General features: G+C 69.4%; 17 protein-coding genes. 12 read left to right on the top strand and 5 right to left on the bottom strand.

The window, feature by feature from the left end:
* Positions 1 to 88: 88 nt before the first annotated feature.
* A complete protein-coding gene (locus ACFHWY_RS01140; protein WP_416578182.1) occupies positions 89 to 838 on the top strand; it encodes a hypothetical protein in 750 nt (249 codons plus the stop codon).
* A gap of 161 nt (positions 839 to 999) precedes the next feature.
* Here ACFHWY_RS01140 and ACFHWY_RS01145 read toward each other — a convergent pair whose 3' ends face one another.
* Positions 1,000 to 1,431, bottom strand: coding sequence for a hypothetical protein (locus ACFHWY_RS01145; protein ID WP_416578183.1), 432 nt, complete (start codon positions 1,429 to 1,431; stop codon positions 1,000 to 1,002).
* A gap of 286 nt (positions 1,432 to 1,717) precedes the next feature.
* Here ACFHWY_RS01145 and ACFHWY_RS01150 point away from each other — a divergent pair, with 286 nt between their 5' ends.
* The 11 genes from ACFHWY_RS01150 to ACFHWY_RS01200 all read left to right on the top strand — a co-directional run bounded on the left by ACFHWY_RS01150 (position 1,718) and on the right by ACFHWY_RS01200 (position 13,231).
* A complete protein-coding gene (locus tag ACFHWY_RS01150) occupies positions 1,718 to 2,275 on the top strand; it encodes a DUF6668 family protein (RefSeq protein WP_416578184.1) in 558 nt (185 codons plus the stop codon).
* 29 nt (positions 2,276 to 2,304) lie between these two features.
* The gene (locus ACFHWY_RS01155) at positions 2,305 to 2,994 is read left to right on the top strand and encodes a hypothetical protein (protein WP_416578185.1); all 690 of its coding nucleotides are present in this window, start codon (positions 2,305 to 2,307) and stop codon (positions 2,992 to 2,994) included.
* Between the two features lie 55 nt (positions 2,995 to 3,049).
* On the top strand, positions 3,050 to 3,388 hold the full coding sequence (locus tag ACFHWY_RS01160; protein WP_416578186.1) for a hypothetical protein: 339 nt from the start codon (positions 3,050 to 3,052) through the stop codon (positions 3,386 to 3,388).
* Positions 3,389 to 3,459: 71 nt separating this feature from the next.
* Complete coding sequence (locus tag ACFHWY_RS01165) at positions 3,460 to 4,200, top strand: hypothetical protein (protein WP_416578187.1); 741 nt, start codon at positions 3,460 to 3,462, stop codon at positions 4,198 to 4,200.
* A 1-nt stretch (position 4,201) separates the two neighbouring features.
* Positions 4,202 to 5,506: a hypothetical protein gene (locus ACFHWY_RS01170; protein WP_416578188.1), complete on the top strand. Its 1,305-nt coding sequence runs from the start codon at positions 4,202 to 4,204 to the stop codon at positions 5,504 to 5,506.
* A 47-nt stretch (positions 5,507 to 5,553) separates the two neighbouring features.
* Positions 5,554 to 7,032: an SCO6880 family protein gene (locus ACFHWY_RS01175; protein WP_416578189.1), complete on the top strand. Its 1,479-nt coding sequence runs from the start codon at positions 5,554 to 5,556 to the stop codon at positions 7,030 to 7,032.
* Complete coding sequence (locus ACFHWY_RS01180; protein WP_416578190.1) at positions 7,029 to 8,837, top strand: ATP/GTP-binding protein; 1,809 nt, start codon at positions 7,029 to 7,031, stop codon at positions 8,835 to 8,837. Before ACFHWY_RS01175 ends, ACFHWY_RS01180 begins: the two co-directional genes overlap by 4 nt.
* Positions 8,834 to 10,597: a type IV secretory system conjugative DNA transfer family protein gene (locus tag ACFHWY_RS01185; RefSeq protein WP_416578191.1), complete on the top strand. Its 1,764-nt coding sequence runs from the start codon at positions 8,834 to 8,836 to the stop codon at positions 10,595 to 10,597. The genes ACFHWY_RS01180 and ACFHWY_RS01185 overlap by 4 nt, the downstream gene beginning before the upstream one ends.
* A 5-nt stretch (positions 10,598 to 10,602) precedes the next feature.
* Positions 10,603 to 12,021: a glycoside hydrolase family 19 protein gene (locus ACFHWY_RS01190; RefSeq protein WP_416578192.1), complete on the top strand. Its 1,419-nt coding sequence runs from the start codon at positions 10,603 to 10,605 to the stop codon at positions 12,019 to 12,021.
* A 51-nt stretch (positions 12,022 to 12,072) separates the two neighbouring features.
* Positions 12,073 to 12,531: a DUF4913 domain-containing protein gene (locus ACFHWY_RS01195; protein ID WP_416578193.1), complete on the top strand. Its 459-nt coding sequence runs from the start codon at positions 12,073 to 12,075 to the stop codon at positions 12,529 to 12,531.
* 76 nt (positions 12,532 to 12,607) lie between these two features.
* A complete protein-coding gene (locus ACFHWY_RS01200) occupies positions 12,608 to 13,231 on the top strand; it encodes a sigma-70 family RNA polymerase sigma factor (protein WP_416578194.1) in 624 nt (207 codons plus the stop codon).
* Here ACFHWY_RS01200 and ACFHWY_RS01205 read toward each other — a convergent pair.
* The 4 genes from ACFHWY_RS01205 to ACFHWY_RS01220 form a co-directional block, all read right to left on the bottom strand.
* Positions 13,228 to 13,884, bottom strand: coding sequence for a LuxR C-terminal-related transcriptional regulator (locus ACFHWY_RS01205; RefSeq protein WP_416578195.1), 657 nt, complete (start codon positions 13,882 to 13,884; stop codon positions 13,228 to 13,230). The two genes, ACFHWY_RS01200 and ACFHWY_RS01205, sit on opposite strands and share 4 nt — an antisense overlap.
* The gene (locus tag ACFHWY_RS01210; RefSeq protein WP_416578196.1) at positions 13,881 to 15,086 is read right to left on the bottom strand and encodes a sensor histidine kinase; all 1,206 of its coding nucleotides are present in this window, start codon (positions 15,084 to 15,086) and stop codon (positions 13,881 to 13,883) included. The genes ACFHWY_RS01205 and ACFHWY_RS01210 overlap by 4 nt, the downstream gene beginning before the upstream one ends.
* Positions 15,087 to 15,094: 8 nt before the next feature.
* Complete coding sequence (locus tag ACFHWY_RS01215) at positions 15,095 to 15,874, bottom strand: hypothetical protein (protein WP_416578197.1); 780 nt, start codon at positions 15,872 to 15,874, stop codon at positions 15,095 to 15,097.
* 469 nt (positions 15,875 to 16,343) lie between these two features.
* The gene (locus tag ACFHWY_RS01220) at positions 16,344 to 17,351 is read right to left on the bottom strand and encodes a LacI family DNA-binding transcriptional regulator (RefSeq protein ID WP_416578198.1); all 1,008 of its coding nucleotides are present in this window, start codon (positions 17,349 to 17,351) and stop codon (positions 16,344 to 16,346) included.
* Between the last annotated feature and the right edge of the window lie 17 nt (positions 17,352 to 17,368).

Raw genomic sequence — 17,368 nt, forward strand, 5'->3', positions numbered from 1 at the left:
AGAGAGATCTTCCGCGGGGTCGAGGGGCGGCGAGCGCCCACCTGCACGTCAATGCGGCGAGGAATCGCTTTGATCGAAAGGTGGGTCAATGGAATCTTACGATCTTGAGGCGCAGCAAGAGCGGGGACAAGTAGATGGTGCCAGTCTGAGGCAGGTTATCAACTCGTTTCTTTATTCAGAGAACAAAGATGCGAACTCTTGGCTCGAGGATGCTAGCAATGTCGTAACAACTGCCACCGCCTTCGCCTCCCAGGTTAACGACTATGCAGGAAATAATAGTGGGGTTGATATCGCTATCGATGTGACCAACACTACAACCAACTTCGCTACTGCGGCACTTGGACTATACAATGGTTTGCATTCGGGTGAGTGGAAAAATCCGGTCTATGTGACGGCCCATGTCGTGGGCATGGGGCTGTCGATTGCTCGATCGGGCCTCGACATTGCGAACACTCCTGGTCAAAGCGCGGATCAGGCGAGATTTGCGATCGATGTGGCGCAAGCGGGAATTCAGGTCGTTAAATGGGGAACCAAGCCCTCGTTCCTAAAGGCTATGGGTAAGGAATACCGTCGGATGGTAAACGAAAGAACGGCTCAACTTGAGTCTCACGCATCGGGTATGGAAAGAATATACTCGGCGGGATCGGCTCAACTGCGTTCAGCACATACTCTCCCAGCCAACATGGGCCGCTCGTCCCGGTCTGCGGAGTCCTCGTCGCAGCGTGGAGGGTCGTCCCGGCACGGAGGGTCGTCCCGGCACGGAGAGTCGTCCCGGCACGCACTGCCGAGCTCCGAGGCCAAGTCGAGTAAGGACAAGGGCAAGAAGCGCGCCAAATAGATCAGAATCTTGGGCCCTGCGCGCACCGTGGTGGCGGGGCAGGGGACCTTACGTGGCGTGGCCGTTGGTCGACGCCGTACGGCGCGTCCGCAACTGCCCTACCCTTGCGCCCCGGATGCTGACACTCCGGCATCCGGGGCTTGCGCTGGACCGGAAGGGCGTCAGCGGGCACGTGCCGGGCGGCGGCGGCCGGCGGCGGCCGGCGGAAGTGCTCCTGGCCGGCTGACCGGGCGGACGCTGCGCACGCTGGTGAGTCGGGCCGCCGAGGCGAATCGGGGAGTCTCCGGGGCGGCCAGGGCGAGTCGCCGCCAACGAGAGTGATCAGCGGCGGTCCAGTGCCGCTCGCGGTGTTCCTTACCCGCTGCGGGGTGCGCGGCCGGGGTGGCCCGTTCGTCGAGATGTTCCTTGGCCGCCAGGCTGCGGGCCTGGTTGGCGCGAGCCCAGGCGCGAACAGGTTCGGCGTCTGGTGTTTCCGTCGCCCGGGTCGGCGGCTGCCGCATCCACTGGATCTCATCGGTGGTGGACGTCGCGGCGGTATCCGCGCGCGGCTCGCGGCGGACGCTGCTCAGCGCTGCGGCCCTCGCGACCTCCACGGGAGGCTCGGTCGGGTGCTGCTGCGTGCGGTCTCGCGGGTTCGGCCGCCTGCGTGGGGCTTCGGGTGGGCGGGCACGTGGTGGTCGCATTGGTCTCCTCCGGGTTCGGCTGCACCGGTTCTACGAGCGTGACGCCGCCGGGTTCGCCGAGCGGATCGTTTCACTGCCGAACCAAAAACTCCGAACAGACCGTGAACCGAGCGGTGGGCTGCGCCGTAGAGCGGCCGTCACCCACTGCCGGGCGGTTCGGCTGGTTACCGCGGTGGGCGAGCAGGAAGGAGGCGAGATGGGCAGGAGTTCCGTGGCGCCACCACGGCCGGGCCCGCCGACGGTCGGCCCGGCGCAGCGTGGTGGGCTGCCCGGCGTGCCGGCGTACGACGGTGGTCCGGCATGGCGACGCGACAGTCTCTCCGCCGACGGCATCGGGTGGATCGGTGCCCACGGCGGTGCCGGCGCGACCACGCTCGCCCGGCTGCTGGGCGGCAGCGACATCGGTTGCCGCTGGCCGGATCCGGCTCTCGCCGAGCCCGCTCAGGTCATGGTGGTCGGGCGGACGAACCTGGACGGGCTGCGGGCGGTCTCCCGCGCGCTGAACGCCATGCGGGAGGGACGTCATCCGGTCGACATGCGGCTGATCGGCGTGGTGTTGATCGCCGACGTCCCGGGCCGGCTCCCCCAGCCGCTGCTCGCCCGGATCCGGCTGCTGCGGTCGATCTCCCCCGTGTACCGGATACCGTGGATCCCGCAGTTTCGGGTGGGTGCGGAACCGAAGCAGCGGCCCCGGCAGTTGTCCCGTCTGTCCTCGGTCATCGACCGGCATGTCGGGTCGCGGAGGCAGTCGTGAGTCGGGCTGCCGGCCGAGCTACGGCTGTCGTGGTCCGGGCGGCCCGCTGCTTCGCCGCCGTCGTCGTATCGCTCGTGGGACTGGGCGTGGTCGCGCCGTCGAGTGCGACGGCGGCCGAGGGCAGCTACACCGTGACGATCGACGGAGGCGGCACCGCCTACGACTACACCCTCTGTCTGAAGACCACCACGACCATGGCGAGACCACGCGGTAACGGTAGCGACCGGATCTGTACCGGGAGACAGAACTATCTGGCAGTCACGGTCTTTGACCTGTCCGCTCCGTACAACGAGGGCGACACCGTGAAAATGGACATCGAGATGCACACCGGTCTCACCGGGGAGTCGGTCACCAAGGACGACATCGAGATCACAGGTGCGACCAACTGCAAACTTTCGGGCACCGTGCACGCCGGCAAGTTCAAGTGCGACACGCCGATCAACAGTGTCCAGTTCTCTCCGCCAGCCATCGAGCCCTACACGATCAACACCAACGGCGATCGGGCGATCCCGAAGCTGATCAACTTCATGGCCTGGCTGGTGACTGCCGCGGCCGTTACCGGACTGCTCATCTCCGGAGCGACGCTGGCGTCCCAGCTGCGTCGAGGTGCCCTCGAAGAGCGAACCGAGTACATGAAACACATTGCCTTCGTCGTCGCGGCCTGCCTGCTCGCAACCGCCGCGGGCCCGCTCATCGCCTGGCTCGACCTCGCCGGGTGACATCCACCTGAGCCGGGTCGATTACACATCATTTGATCTCGAAGGAGAGAACACCATGCTCGGCGACATCTTCTACCGCGCGGCAGTGCGGATCCCGGCGATCCTTCAGGCACCGGACAACCTCGCTGCCGAGGTGCCGCAGCCGAAGCTCGACGGTGAACTGCCGGAGGGGCTCGCCGACAGGGTGTCCCAGGTGCTGGGGCTGATCTCGTGGGCCGGGACAGCGGCCGGTGTCGTCGGAATCCTGATCACCGGCGCGGTCATGACCGTCTCGCACAAGCGGGGCGAGAGTTCCGAGCACATCAGCCGGCTCGGCATGGTGCTGGGCGGCTGCATCCTGGTCGCCATGGCAGGCCCGATCGTCAACTGGGTCTTTCCCTCCTCCTCCCCCTGAGCGGAAGTCGGTGAAACCGATCAGCTCACCGACCGCAGGCCCGAGCCGTCCGTAACCAGGGGGTAGGTGTCATGAGATGGAGATTCTTGTCCGACGACGAGACGGACGAGGAGAAGCCGTTCTGGCAGCACCGCCGGTGGCAGTTGGCGGCGGCCTTTCTCGCCCTCGCGCTCTGCACTGGCACGATCGCGGCGCTCGGCGGCGGCCCGGACGCTGTCCCCAGCGCTGCGGCCACCGCCGGGCCAGAGATCGGGCCCCGTACCCCAAACGGATCCCGGCCGCAGAGCTGTCGCACCGACGATTCCGAGCAACGGCTTCCTAGCGAGTCCCCACGGGACATCACGTGGCAGCCAATGAACGGGGCCCAGACGCCGCTGTCCGCGTCGGCGGGGCCGATGAAGACCACAGGGCCGCTGCTGTGGTGCTTCGCGCACACTCCGATGGGGGCCGTGATGGCGGCACACACCATCTCCCGCCAGATGAGCGGCCACCATTGGCGTGTGGTCAGCCAGCAGCAGCTCGTACCCGGGCTGGGGCGGGACTACTTCGACGCGATGCGCGCGTCGATGTCGGACGTCGAGTCGGTGCAGACCGTCAACGAACTGGCCGGATTTCTCGTGGTCAGGTACTCGCCGAGTACCGCGACCGTCCGGGTGCTGGTCCGGCAGGCGAACGTGGTCTACGTGTCCCTCGACTACGTCGTCGACTGGAACGGTGTGGACTGGCAGCTGCGGCCGCTGAGATCCGGCGGCCTGTACACCCGGGTCCACCCCGTCGTCTCCCTCGTCGGCTTCGTGCTGTGGGACGTGTGACATGTCGGAGTGTGCCACCGGTGACGCCGTCCACATCGGCACGATCGGACAGGTCGTCGGCTTCTTCGAGGGGGGCATCGACGGCATCCTGAGCGACATCGCCGGCGCCATCCTGGGTGCCGCGGTCGAACTCTTCGCCAACCTCGGCGACATTCCCACCCTCGGCGACCAGACGCTGAACGACAGCATCCACCTGCAGACCAACTGGCTGGTCGTCACGATCGCTGTCGCGTCGCTGCTGGCGGCGTCCTTCCGCATGGCACTGGAACGCAGGGGACAACCGCTCATCGTGGCGCTCATGGGTCTGTTGCGCATGATTCTCACGGTGAGTGCCGCGTGGTGGGTGGTCAACTGGGTCGCCAGCGAGGCGGACGCCTACTCCGACCACCTCTACGAGGAGGGCATCAAGGCGCAGCTCAAGCTGATCGCCAACTGCGGCACCGACGGGCTCACCGCCTTCCTGCTGATCATCATCGGTCTGCTGCTGCTGATCGCCGGCTGCATCCACGTCATCCTGATGTACGTCCGTCTCGGCGTGATGGTGCTGCTCACCGGCACGCTCCCGCTGGCGGCGGCAGCCTCGATGTCGGAGTGGGGCGGTGGCTGGTGGCGCAAGCACATCGCCTGGATGGTCGCCTGGCTGGCATTCAAACCGGTGGTTGGGCTGATCATGTACTCGGGCGCGGCCATGATCGGTGCCACCGACGATCTGGAGGGCGCGGACAACGCGAAACACTACAAGCTCGCCGGCGCGGCCATCCTGCTGATGGCAGCGGTGGCACTGCCCGCGCTGATGCGGCTGGTCGTGCCGGCCATGGCGAGTCTCGGCTCGCGCGACGGGGTCGGAGCGGGCGCCGCCGCGGGCGCCGCCGCGGCAGGTGCGGTGGCGACCGGCGCCAAGCGGATCGCTGGCGGAGGAGGCTCGGGCAAGTCCGCCGGCCGGTCCCGGGGGCCGAGCGGTGGAGGCGCCCCGGCGGGCGGCGCCTCCGCAGGAGCCAAGGCGTCCGGTGGCTCGGGCGGTGGCTCGGGCGGTGGCTCCGGTGGTGGCTCGGGTGGCGGTGGCTCCGGCGGTGGATCGAGTGGTGCGTCCTCCGACGGGTCCGGTGGCTCCGGCGCACCCTCCGGCGCATCCTCCGACGGCGGCTCCGGTTCCGAGGCCGGTGGCGGGTCGAGAACCGCGCAGTTCGCCAGGGGCGCGGTCGGCGTCGCGGCCTCGGCGGTGCAGATGGGCGCGAACGCCGTGACCAGCACCCACCGACACGCCAGGAACATCGCCAGCGGGGCGCTTCCCGACGAGCATGACTGACCTGCCGAACCAGGAGAGCGATCATTGTGAGTACGACTGTGGAATCGATGAAGACACCGACGTACGGCAACTGGCGTCGTCCCCGTAAGGCCGGTCTGGGCTCGCTGGGCCTGGTCGGGACCATCGGCCTGTTCGGTGCGCTCGTGTTGGTCCTGATCGCCTCGATGGTCTCGCTGAACGCGGCCCTCGTGGTGGGGCTGCCGTTCGCGGTGATGCTGGCGCCGCTGGCCGTCCGTACCCAGGACGGCCGCAACGTCTACGACATGGCCGCCGTCCGGATCGGGTGGATGCGCCGCAAGTCCAAGGGGCAGCACCTGTACGCCGCAGGGCCGTTGTCGAGGCGCCCGGGTGGCCGGTTCCGCCCACCCGGGCTGCTGGCTCGGGTGACCATGCTGGAGGGACGCGATCCGTACGACCGACCCTTCGGCGTGCTTTACCACCGCAACCGCAACCAGTACACCCTTGTGCTCGCCTGCGAACCGGACGGCGGTTCGCTCGTCGACCCCGACCAGGTCGACAACTGGGTGGCGCTCTGGGGTGAGTGGCTCTCCCGGCTGTCGCACGAGCCGGGGCTGCGCGGCGCGTCCGTGGTCGTCGAGACCGCGCCGGACCCGGGGACCCGCCTCGCCACCGAGGTGCTGGGTCGAATCTCGCCGAACGCGCCGCTCGCCGCGCGCGCCGTCATGGAGGAGGTGGTGCAGACGTACCCGGACGCGTCGTCGGAGATGAACACCTTCCTGACCCTCACCTACTCGGCACCGGGCGGGGCTCGGCGTGACCACGACACCATGCTCGCCGACCTGGCGCTGCGGCTGCCGGGCGTGCTGGGCGGTCTGGTGGCGGCCGGTGGCGGGTCGGCGGAGCCACTGTCGGCGGAAAGGATCGCCGAGGTGGTCCGGGTCGCATACGACCCGGCCGTCGCCGCAGAGGTGCTCGACGTACGTGCCCAGCACGGCGGCACCGGGCTGGAGTGGGCCGACGCCGGTCCGGCCGCCGCCGTCGAGACGGTCACCTACTACCAGCACGACTCCGGGGTGTCCCGCAGTTGGCTGCTGACCCTGGCGCCGCGCGGCACCGTGCGATCCGGTGTGCTGCGTAGCCTGCTGGACCCGGTGCCCGGCATCCGGCGCAAACGGGTGACCCTGGTCTACCGCCCGATCGACCCGGCGACCTCCGCAAAGATCGTCGAATCGGATCGCCGGTCCGCCCAGTTCATGGCGAACTCCACCCGTGGCCTGGTCCGGGCCCGCGCGGTCTCCGAGATCGAGGCCGCCGAGCAGACCGCGGCCGAGGAAGCCAGCGGTGCGGGCCTGGTGGAGTTCTCGATGCTGGTGACGCTGACCGTCGACTCCGCCGCCGACGTTCGGGACGCAGAGGTGACGATGCGCAATCTGCTCGGTGCCACCCGGATCGCGATGCGTCCCGCAGACCGCTTGCAGGCAGCCGCGTTCTCCTGCGCTCTGCCGGTCGGCATCCTGCCCTGGGAGCAGACGCTGGTGCCGCACGAGTTGAAGGAGGCGCTGTGACGTCCACCCCGGCCGGGGCCGGCCGCCGCCTGCTGAACCTCGGGGCGGGCTGGCGGCAGCACGCCTCCGGGCCGACCACCGCCCTGTCCGGGCTGGTCATACCGGACGCCGAGGCGCAGGATCGGGAGCCCGACGAGACAGGCAGGCAGACTCCCCGGGCACTGCGGCGGGCACGTCGGCGGCAGGCCCAGGAGGAGTTGGCCGAGCAGCGGTACCTCCAGCGGTTGGCCCGGGCCAACCGGGACGACAGCGTGCCGCACCGTGGCTCGTACGCTCTCGGTGGCGGCCGGGTGGCCACGCTGGACCCGCCCGCCATGTGGCGTGCCACCACCGTGCAGGCCTGCGGGCTGTGGCCCTTCGCGTCCGGCTCCGGTGCCCCGATGACCGGAATACCGCTGGGGCAGCACATCAACACCGGCGCCACGGTCTGTGGTGATCCGCTGAACTGGTTCACCCGTGCCCGGTACATCTCCAACCCGTCGCTGTTCATGCTCGGCATGCCCGGCCTGGGCAAGTCGACGCTGATCAACCGGATGCTCATCGGGTTGAGCGCGCAGGGGGTGGTGCCGCTGGTGCTCGGTGATCTCAAGCCCGACTACGCCGACACCGTCCGTGCGCTCGGCGGACAGGTCATCTCCATCGCCCGTGGCGTAGGTGGACTGAACATCCTGGACCCGGGTGCGATGGGCATGGCCGCCGCGAAGATCGGGGGGCAGGCGGGGCAGGCGCTGGTCGCCGAAACCCACGGTCGGGTCCTCAACATGGTCGCGGCGCTGCTCACCATCGTCCGGGGCGTACCGATCAGCGACCATGAGCAGTCCGTGCTCTCCGCCTGCCTCCGGCACCTGCGCGAGCGCACCGCGCCGGGGCAGACGTTCCGGCTGCCGCAGCTGCTCAACGTGCTGGAGGAGGGCCCGCCCCGGGTACGGCAGGTCACCCTGGACCGCGGTCAGGAGTCGCGCTACCGCGACGCCGTCGACCCGCTGCACCGGTCACTGCTCGGTATCCTCGACGGTCCGCTGGGCGACACCTTCGCCTCGGAGACCTCGACCAGGATCGACCCGGACGCCGTCGCCGTCTGCATCGACATCTCCCGCATCGGCGAGGCCGACGGACAGTTGACCGCCGCGGCGATGCTCGCGGCCTGGTCGGACGGCCTGGGTACGGTTGCCGCGTCGCACGCCCTGGCCGACGCCGGGTTGGCGCCCCGGCGCTGGTTCTTCACCGTCCTCGACGAGCTGTGGCGACCACTCCGCGCGGCCTCCGGCATCGTCGACCGTATCGACGCGCTGACCCGGCTCAACCGGTCGCTCGGTCTCGCCGACGCAAAGATCACCCACACGTTGAAGGACGCCGAGGCACTGGGGTCGGAGGCGGACAAGGCCAAGGCCCGAGGCTTCGTGGAGCGCGCCGGCATGGTGGCCTGCGCCGGATTGCCCAAAGCGGAGATGGAGGATCTGGGCCGGGTGGTGGGACTGTCCCGGCGGGAGATCGAACTGGTGTCGTCCTGGTCGTCGCCGCCGGGCTGGGCCCAGGACGGTGCCAACGAGGAGCCACCCGGCCGGGGCCGTTTCCTGATCAAGGTCGGTGGGCGTCCGGGCATCCCGATCCGGGTCGCGATCACCGACGCCGAACGCCACCTGCACGACACGAACACCCGCTGGATCGCCAACGGTGAGGCGGAACGGCTGCTGGCCGAGCGGGCCGCCGTGGTGCGCGCGGTGACCGGCGGCGACCTGCCCGCCAGCACCGGGCCGGTGGCCCACCCGGGCGTTCAGGAGCAGCCCGACGGGAGGTACCGATGAGTCGCCAAGGTGGCGTCGGACACGAATACCTGCCCTGGCTGATCCCCGGCTTCGCACTGATCAACCTGGTGGCGTTCGCCCTGCTGTGGCTCGGCGGCACATTCGCCGCCCTGGTCACCGGTAGCGGCTGGCAACCACCACCGTTCACCCTGGACGTCTACTCCAGCCTGGTCAGCGGAGCCACCGGGCAGGTCTGGCCGGGGATGCCTGCGTACCTCGTCTACGGCGGCACGGTCACGCTGGTGCTGCTCGGCAGCACTCCGACGGTCGTCCTCGCGCGTTGGCTCGGCCGTCGGTTCCGGGCGCCCCAGAGCCTGGCCCGATCCAGCGAACTGAGCGGCCTCATCGGCAAGGAACGCGAGGCGCGGGCCCGGGCACTGCGCCCATCGCTCAAGGACTCCGCCCGACTGAGCCCGGACGACACCGGGAACCTGCTCGGCGACCTCATGCCCACCGGTCCCGAACTGCGCTCCTCCTACGAGGACGTGGAACTCGACCTGATGGCACCACGGGCCGGCAAATCTACCGGCATCGCCATTCCCCGGGTGCTGCGCGCCCCCGGGGCGGTCCTGCTGACGTCCAACAAGTCCGACGTGTTCACCGTCACCCGGCAGGAGCGTGCGAAGGTAGGCCGGGTCTGGACCTTCGACCCGCAGGGCATCGCCTACACCGAGCGCGACATGTGGTGGGATCTGCTCAGCGGCTGCGAGACCATCGAAGGTGCGCGGCGACTGGCTGGCCACTTCGTCAGCTCCGTCAACGACGACTCGTCAAAGAAGGACTTCTGGATAGCCGCGGCCCAGAACACCCTGACCGCACTCTTCCTCGCCGCCTCCCGCAGTGGGGAGTCGATCGGGGAAATGTTGGGCTGGCTCGCGGACCCGGCCGACCGTACGCCGGTGGACCTGCTCCGTGACGTCGAGATGAGCGCCATGGCCGACCAGTTGCAGAGCACCGTGCGCGGCGCTGTCGAGACCCGCGACGGCATCTACGAGACCGCCCGGCAGTGCGTCGCCTGTCTGCTCGACCCGGAGATCCTGGCCTGGGTGAGCCCCGACCCGGACCGTCCGGAGTTCATCCCGGAAGAGCATGTCTTCGGCCGCGACACGCTCTACCTGCTCTCCAAGGACGGTGGCGGCTCCGCCGCCGGGGTGATCGCCGGGCTGGCGGACGCCGTCATCCGCGCCGGTGTGGTCGCCGCCGAGCGGTCGGGCGGGCGGCTGGACCCGCCGATGACCGCCATCCTGGACGAGGCGGCCAACGTGTGCCGCATCTCCGACCTGCCCGACCTCTACAGCCACCTCGGCTCCCGAGGAATCAGCGTGGTCACGTTGTTGCAGAGCTACCGGCAGGGGGTGCGGGTCTGGGGCGAACCGGGGATGGACGCCCTGTGGAGCGCCGCCACCATCAAGCTGCTCGGTGCCGGGCTTGACGACGCCGACTTCGTCGACAAGGTCGCCAAGCTGGTCGGCCAGCACGATGTTCGTACCCCGACCTTCTCCCGGTCCAAGGAAGGCCCGTCCCGATCGGTGTCGTACCGGCAGGAGCAGGTGCTACCGGCGGACAAGATCCGAGCCCTGCCCAAGGGCACCGCTCTGCTGCTGGCCACCGGTGTGCGCCCGGCGCTCATCCGGCTGCGTCCCTGGTACAAGGAGGCCGACGCCGCGACGATCTCCGTAGCGGCCAAGGCCGAGGTGCAGGCCATCACCGAACGTGCCGCGGCGAGGTGGAGCCGCCGCGAGCCCCGTCGGGTCGGCTGAGCACCATGGCGGTGGGCAAGATGCAGGCGGCGGGACGGGCGGCGAAGTCGCTGACCAGCTTCGACTCGGCGCAGCTCGCCTGGTTGATCATCTCGGTGATCGGGATGCTTCCGCTGGCGGTGCTGGCGACACTGGCCCTGATCATCCTGATCGTCATCTTCGCCATGGCCGGGGGTTCGCAGATGACCTCGACGCCCGGCAGCGGCGACTCGGCGAACAGCACCAACGCACTGATCGCGTTGGCTGGCGGTGACGGCCGGGGCACCCTGAACGTGGCGAGCCTGCCGGACCAGGACCTGGCCGCACCGATCAGGGCCGCAGCCCGCAGATGCGACCTGCTCACCCCCGTGATCATCTCGGCGCAGATCGCGTACGCCTCCGGATTCGACGCGAGCAAGGAAGGCCCGCAGGGCCGCGAGGGGCTGTCGCAGCTGACGCCCGAGGTGTTCGAAGAGTACGGCGAGGACGATGACGACAGCGGCGAGGCGTCCGTGCTCGACGCCGAGGACTCCATCCACGCCCACGCCCGGTACTTCTGCCACCTGGCCGCGGAGATTGATCGGTTGATCGAGGACGAGAAGGTGGTCGGCGACCACCTCACCCTCACCCTGATGGCCTGGGAGATGGGCCTGGAGACAGTCGAGGCCCAGGGCGGCATGCCAGTCCTCGCCCTGGGCAGCTACCCGTTCCAGATCCGGGGGCTCTTCGCGGAGTACACCCGCGACGGCCCCGAGGAATCCGACTCCACAACTGCTCTACCGAAGCGGGCCGCCGTGCAGGACGGCCCGGACGTCGAAGGGACGGAGCTGCTCAGTGAGTCGGCGTTCAGCGCCATGTTTCCCGGCCGGAACTCCTTCTACACCTATGCCGGGCTGACAGACGCGATGACGAAGTTCCCCGCATTCGCCGGCACGGGGGATCAACAGACCCGCAAGCGGGAACTGGCCGCCTTTCTGGCCAACATCCACCACGAGTCGGGCGGCCTCGTACACGTCGAGGAGATCAACCGGGACGCGTGGGGCAACTACTGCGACGCCGCCCAACCTTACGGATGCCCCGCAGGGCAGGACGCCTACCACGGTCGCGGGCCGATCCAGCTGAGTTGGAACACCAACTACCAGGCTGCCGGCGCCGCCCTCGGCCTGGACCTGCTCAACGAACCCGACCTGGTGAAGAACGACGCCTCGGTCGCCTGGCAGACCGCGCTCTGGTTCTGGATGACCAGAAGTGGTGCCGGCACGGTGACCGCGCACGACGCGATCACCGGTGGCGGTGGATTCGGCGAGACCATCCGCACCATCAACGGTGCCCTGGAGTGCGACGGCCGCAACACCGCCCAGGTGCAGGCGCGGGTCGACGCGTACGAACGATTCACCGCGACCCTGGACGTCGATCCCGGCGACGAGGACACCCTGCGGTGCTAGGCCACGGCCCGGTCGGGCCGACGACATCGACAGACAGGTGGAGCGACCAGGATGACGCAGACGATTCCGACTGGCGAGCCGACTTCGGAGCAGATGGTGGTCTCGCCGGCTGGCAACGAGGACGAGGCCACCGAAGAGGCGAGACCCTTCTTCATCCTCTACCTCGAACGGGAGGAGTACGCCGAGGAGCTCCGCCGGCTCGCGATCTGGGTGGAGCAACTTCTGCTTCCGGTGTACGGCGGGGAGGTCAGTTCCAGTTCACCGTGGTGTCCTCGCTGGTACGACCATCGGGAGGCGATCGCCTACCTGCACGGGCTCTGGCTCGCCTGGCAGGAGCGGACCGGTCCGCAGGCGGAGTTGTCCGACCCGGCGAACTGGCATCAGAGCTTTCTCTGGCCGACCATGGAGGCGCTGCGCAACCCCAATGGCCCGTTCGCGGGCTGCAAACCCGGGTTGCACCGTCACAAGGAGCGACCCGAGGTCGAGCAGGACGACTTCCTGTTTGGTTGAGGCGCCGGCGGTGCGACGGGTCGTACTGGGCCCTTCGCCTCAGGCATTGCGGTCTCGCCGGTCGCTAGCGTGCGGTATGCCGTACAGACCATCCGGCCCGGCGGAGGTGACCGCCCTGCGAGCCGACATCTGCCCGACAAAGTCCGTGGACACCGACACCGACGCCGTAGGCCGAATGCGGGCAATCTTCGCCGCGAACTCGCAACCGTTGCTTTCCTTCCTGCTCCGCCTCACTCGCGGCCAGCGCGAACTCGCCGAGGATCTGATGCAGGAGACCATGTTGCGGGCGTGGCGTCGGATGGCGGATCTACCAGCGGAGGCGGACACCGTACGCCGGTGGCTCTTCATCGTCGCCCGGCATCTGATGATCGACGCCGCTCGTGCGCGCGCTGCCCGCCCGACGGAGAGCTACGGCGTCGACGTCGGCTGGATGCCGTCGTCGGACAACGCCTTCGAGGAGATCGTCGACCGGCTCGCCCTGTCCGAGGCGCTCCGCAGGATCACACCCGAGCACCGCGCCGTGCTCGTCGAGCTCTACTACGGCGGCGCCACGGTCGCCGAGGTGGCCGACCGGATCGGCATTCCGGAGGGGACGGTCCGGTCACGGTCGTTCTACGCCCTGCGGGCCGCCCGGGGATTCCTTGACCGGGGCGACGACGTCGGGTCAGCGCCTCGCGCGGAGCGTACCGCCGCGGCCTAGTGACTCGTCCATCGCACGACTGCCTCGGTGCGGTTGGTGGCCCGCAACTTGATGAAGATGTTCGCCAGATGGTTCTTGACCGTTTTCTCGGTCAGTAGCAGCTGGCGGGCGATCGCCGCATTCGAGTGCCCGGCACTGAGCAGCGCCATGACATCCTGTTCGCGCCGGGTCAGGCCGAACGTCTCGCGTCGCGTACGGGACGCCTCGGTGCGTTCCGCGTCCGCCTGCTCGCGGGCCGCCTGCTCGCGCAGCATGGAGATGGTGACCGAGGCACTGCGCGCCGACAGCCAGCCCTCGCCAGCGGCCACCGCACGGACCGCACGCAGCAACTCGGCCGGGTCGAACTCCCCGTGCTGCAGGTATCCGTGGGCCCCGCCGCGCAGCATTCCGCCAATCAGCTCGTGGTCGCCGTCGTTGGTCAGGACAAGGATGCGGGAGCACTCGGCGAGTTGGCTGACCACGCTGAGACCGTCGGCGATCGGCATCCGGTGATCCAACAGGGTCACCGCCGGACGCAGCCGCCGCGCCAGGGCCACCGCGGTCCGCCCGTCGGCTGCCTCACCGGCAACCGTCACGTCCTCGGCGCTGGAGAGGTACCCGCGCAGAGCCATCCGGACGATGGCGTTGTCGTCGACGATCATGACCTCGATCATGATTGCCTTCCGTCGCGTCGAGCCATGGCGGTGTCAGCGGCAGCCGACACCGGGATGCGGGCTACCACCGTGGTGCCCGCTCCGCTGGATGAGTCGAGCCGTAGCGCGCCACCGACCGCCTGAGCGCGTTCGGCCATGCCGACGATGCCGAAGCTGCCCTGGGCGGACAGCGTGGTCAGCTCGCCGGGAGGGACAAATCCCGCACCGTCGTCCTGGATGGTCAGCACGACGTGCCAATCCCGATGGTGGAGGCTGACCTTGACCAGGGTGGCGTTCGCGTGCCGGGCCACGTTCTCCAACGCTTCGTTCAGGATCTGGGTCAGCTCGTAGCGGGCCGACGGGGTCAACTCCTCGCTGGTCGCGATGTCGACCCGCGCCGGTACCCTGCTCCACCGCGTCCAGGCATCGCACACCTGGCGCAGGTGCTCGCCGAACGGCCGGTCCAGTGCGTCCCGGCGCAGCCCGCTGAGTAGTTCGCGAGCCTCCCGGATGGCGGTGTCGGCTCCGGCGGAGACGGTGCTGGCGAGTTCTTCGGCCAGTTCGGGCTGGCGGCGGAGCAGGGTGGGCAGGGCAACGGCGGCGAAGGAGACACCGCGCAGTGTCTTGGCGACCGAGTCGTGCAACTCGCGTGCCAGCCGCGCCCGCTCCGCGCCCGCCGCCGACTGGTACGCGCTGGCCACCGCCGCGATCGAAGCGTCGAGGTAGCGGGCGAGGGCGGCGGTCACCACGGCCGCGCCGTACCCGCAGACGATGTTGATCATAGGGAATGCCAGTACGAAGGGCGCAGCGAAGGAGTCTGCCGTCCCGCCGGTGTGGAGCAGGTGCGTGGCCACGGTCAGCCCGAGGCCGGCGTCGGCGATCCAGAGAGGTAGCGCGCGGGCCCCCAGCAGAGCGCCGGTGAGTGCGGCGAAACCGGCGGCGTAGCAGAAGAAGGCCACGCTTCCCTGGCTGAGCACGAGTACGGCGATCATGATGGCCGCGTCGACGACCAGGAAGCCCAGTCGCCATCGGATGACGCTCGGCCATCGGCTCAACACGGTGACCTGCACGCTGGTGGTGACGGCGATGAGCACGAGGGTGCCGACCGTCAGCCAGGGGTCGTCGGTGAGCCGGATGCCGACGCCGACCGCCGTCAGTGTCATCGCCAACCTGCCGAGCAGCATGGCTCGGCACAGCGCGACGTACGCGACGAATCGGCTCATCCGCGTGGTCAGCTGATTGTGATCTTGTCGATGTCGGGAGCGGGACCGGCGTCGTTGTAGAAGGCCATGCTGATTCGCCCGGCCGGGACCGTTGCGGTGTACCGCAGGGTGCGTGGGGTGCCCCAACCGGTTCCGGTGACGCGGTGCGTGGTCGGCGCGGCACCGTTGATGGAGATCTGGAGACTGCGCTCGCCGTCGACCTCGTAGCTGACGGTTATGGTGCGCCTGCCGGCGGTGGCCGTGGTGAGGTACGCGGTGAGCCTGCCGACGTAGCGGACCCGTGCGCCACCCTCGCAGGCCCCGCACGCGACGATGCCGGCACCTTCGCTGAGCAGGTTGCCAGGGTGCTCGGCCTCCACGCTGACCGGGCTGAACGATGGCGCTTGCGAAGAGCGGTTCGGGCTGGCCGCGGATGGCGACGGCGCTGCCGGTGCCAGGCGGGTGACCGATCGGCCCGGCGCCGGTTCCGAGGACGGTGGTCGGCCTGGCACCTGTGGTCCAGCGGTCGTTCCGGTGCGCGGGGCGGTCGGGGTGGCCGAGGTCGGCAGGACGCTCGGGGAGGGCGACAACGCGGCGGAGGTCGGGCCGCTCGTCGGCGTGAGAGTAGCGCCGCCGAGCCGGTTCTCCTCCGGCGTCAGCAGCCACGGGACCGCGGTCGCGGTCAGCGCGATCACGCCGGCCAGGGTGGCGACTCCGAGTAGGTGCCAGATGCGGGTCGAGCGATCCGGGGATCTGTCGAGGTTGCGGAGGCCCGGCTCGGCCGCGTACCACGCCGTTTCGGTGGGCACCGTTCGACTCCCCCACGGATCGTGCCACGAACCTGTGCGCGTGACGCGCCCACGCTACCTACCAAATTTGTGGACAGACAACGCTGGACCGGCCCGATCCGGGCACGGTCCACGGTCTAACGGGCAGCAGATCCGTCGAGCAAGGTTTCCCACCCGGACCCCGGCGACGCCTCGCGCTGCCAGCCCCGGCCATCCGGGCGGCGCGACCGACTGTCCTGGGGCGACGGCCGTGAGCAGTGTCGAGGCGCTCTGGGTGCCGGTCGGTGCGGGCTCGGCTGATCGACCGGCAGCATAGCTGTGCGGTCGCCGATGTTCCTGAGGCGAAAGACCTGACATCCGGGCAGCGGCGGCGCGTAATGCGGGTGAAATGCCGAAAATCACAGAACTCGGAGCGAATTCGGTCGGCACGGCGACGATTCTGGGCAGGCCGCCGGGTGCTCCCGAGGGCCCGACAGCCCGCTCTTCCGCCTCAGGCGGATTCGCGGATGATCAGCTCGGTGGGCAGGATGAGGGCCGGCTCGACCTGTTCGCCGGCAGCGAGGCGGAGCAGCAGCCGGGTGCCCCGCCGCCCCAGCTCCAATATCGGTTGCCGCACGGTGGTCAGCGGCGGATCGGTGTACGCGGCGGTCTCGATGTCGTCGAAGCCGATCACCGCCACGTCCTCGGGCACCCGCAGCCCCGCCTCGCGCAGCGTACGCAGGGCGGCGTGCGCCATCAGGTCCGATGCGGCGAAGACGGCGTCCAGGTCGGGGTGGGCGGCGAGCAGTTGGCGCATCGCCGCCGAACCGGACTCGCGGGTGAAGTCACCGACCGCCACCATCTCGGGCAGCCCGGCGGCGGTCACCGTGTCCCGGTAGCCGGTGAGCCGTTCGATTCCGGCCACCATGTCCTGTGGGCCGGCGATGGTGGCGATCCGGCACCGGCCGTTGTCGATCAGGTACCGGACTGCCCGGGTGACCCCGCCGACCTGGTCGACGTCGACGTAGGGCACGTCCGCCCCGTCGAGCGGGCGGCCACTGCACACCACCGGGATGCCCAGCGCGGCCAGCCTGGCGGGCAGCGGATCGGCCCCGTGCAGCGAGGCGAACAGCACCCCGTCGACATGCCGGCCGGTGGTGTACCGCTCGACCCGCTCGTGCCCGGCCGGTGAGCCGGCCAGCATCAGCACCAGCTGCTTGTCTGCGGCCTCCAGCTCCTGCGCGGCACCCCGGATTATTCCGGGGAAGACCTGGTCGTCGGAGAAGACCCGGGTGGCCTCCTCCGGCATCACCAGGGCGATCGAGTCGGTCCGCTGGGTGACGAGGGTGCGTGCGGCCAGGTTCGGCACGTACCCCAGCTCGGCGACCGCCTGGCGGACCACCTCCCGAATCGGCTCGGCGACCGTGGTCGAGCCGTTGACCACCCGGGAAACGGTGGCCCGGGACACTCCGGCCCGTCGCGCCACCGCTTCCAGAGTGGGCCGCTGAGCCCCCGTCATCGGAGAAACCACCACCT

It is taken from the genome of Micromonospora sp. LOL_024 (assembly GCF_048060415.1).
Classification (GTDB): domain Bacteria; phylum Actinomycetota; class Actinomycetes; order Mycobacteriales; family Micromonosporaceae; genus Micromonospora.